The sequence below is a fragment of the Paenibacillus sp. NPDC055715 genome (assembly GCF_053617595.1).
In genome coordinates this window covers 1-2029 of sequence record NZ_JBSHGA010000034.1, presented here as the reverse complement: position 1 = coordinate 2029, position 2029 = coordinate 1, and the positions used below count along the sequence as shown (strand labels likewise).

Annotated in this window: 1 rRNA gene; it reads left to right on the top strand. The window is 57.3% G+C overall.

What is annotated here, in order from left to right:
- A 23S ribosomal RNA gene (locus ACWGOO_RS22295) occupies positions 1 to 2029 on the top strand; the annotation flags it as partial.

Below are 2029 nucleotides of genomic sequence, written 5' to 3'. Positions count from 1 at the left end.
GGATGTCCGAATGGGGAAACCCGGCAGTCGTCATGGGCTGTCACCCGCTGCTGAACACATAGGCAGTGTGGAGGGAACGAGGGGAAGTGAAACATCTCAGTACCCTCAGGAAGAGAAAACAACCGTGATTCCGGGAGTAGTGGCGAGCGAAACCGGATGAGGCCAAACCGTATGCGTGTGATACCCGGCAGGGGTTGCGCATGCGGGGTTGTGGGAATGAGCTTGATCGGTCTGCCGGCCGGTCGGCGAGTCAGAAACCGTTGATGTAGGCGAAGGACATGCGAAAGGTCCGGCGTAGAGGGTAAGACCCCCGTAGTCGAAACGTCAGCGGCTCGTTTGAGAGACACCCAAGTAGCACGGGGCCCGAGAAATCCCGTGTGAATCTGGCGGGACCACCCGCTAAGCCTAAATATTCCCTGGTGACCGATAGCGGATAGTACCGTGAGGGAATGGTGAAAAGTACCGCGGGAGCGGAGTGAAATAGTACCTGAAACCGTGTGCCTACAAGCCGTGGGAGCGTCGCGCATCGAGCTTGCTCGGTGCGTCGTGACTGCGTGCCTTTTGAAGAATGAGCCTGCGAGTTAGCGGTGTGTAGCGAGGTTAACCCGTGTGGGGAAGCCGTAGCGAAAGCGAGTCCGAATAGGGCGTTTGAGTTGCACGCTCTAGACCCGAAGCGGAGTGATCTAGCCATGGGCAGGTTGAAGCGGAGGTAAGACTTCGTGGAGGACCGAACCCACCAGGGTTGAAAACCTGGGGGATGACCTGTGGTTAGGGGTGAAAGGCCAATCAAACTCCGTGATAGCTGGTTCTCCCCGAAATGCATTTAGGTGCAGCGTCGTGTGTTTCTTGCCGGAGGTAGAGCACTGGATAGGCGATGGGCCCTACCGGGTTACTGACCTTAGCCAAACTCCGAATGCCGGTAAGTGAGAGCGCGGCAGTGAGACTGTGGGGGATAAGCTCCATGGTCGAGAGGGAAACAGCCCAGAGCATCGACTAAGGCCCCTAAGCGTACGCTAAGTGGGAAAGGATGTGGAGTCGCAGAGACAACCAGGAGGTTGGCTTAGAAGCAGCCACCCTTGAAAGAGTGCGTAATAGCTCACTGGTCAAGTGATTCCGCGCCGACAATGTAGCGGGGCTCAAGCGTACCGCCGAAGTCGTGTCATTGCAGCAATAGGGCCAACGCCCGCTGTGATGGGTAGGGGAGCGTCGTGTGCCGGGTGAAGCAGCCGCGGAAGCGAGTTGTGGACGGTTCACGAGTGAGAATGCAGGCATGAGTAGCGATACACACGTGAGAAACGTGTGCGCCGATTGACTAAGGGTTCCTGGGTCAAGCTGATCTGCCCAGGGTAAGTCGGGACCTAAGGCGAGGCCGACAGGCGTAGTCGATGGATAACCGGTTGATATTCCGGTACCCGCTTTGAAACGCCCAATATCGAATCAGGCGATGCTAAGTCCGTGAAGCCGTTCCGGACCCTTCGGGGAAAGGAAAGTGGTGGAGCCGACGAACCAGACTTGTAGTAGGTAAGCGATGGGGTGACGCAGGAAGGTAGTCCAGCCCGGGCGGTGGTTGTCCCGGGGTAAGGGTGTAGGCCGTGCGGTAGGTAAATCCGTCGTACATGTGGCTGAGACCTGATGCCGAGCCGATTGTGGTGAAGTGGATGATCCTATGCTGTCGAGAAAAGCCTCTAGCGAGTTTCATGGCGGCCCGTACCCTAAACCGACTCAGGTGGTCAGGTAGAGAATACCGAGGCGTTCGGGTGAACTATGGTTAAGGAACTCGGCAAAATGCCCCCGTAACTTCGGGAGAAGGGGGGCCATCACTGGTGATCGGATTTACTCCGTGAGCTGGGGGTGGCCGCAGAGACCAGCGAGAAGCGACTGTTTACTAAAAACACAGGTCCGTGCGAAGCCGTAAGGCGATGTATACGGACTGACGCCTGCCCGGTGCTGGAACGTTAAGGGGACCGGTTAGCTGACTTTCGGGTCGGCGAAGCTGAGAACTTAAGCGCCAGTAAACGGCGGTGGTAAC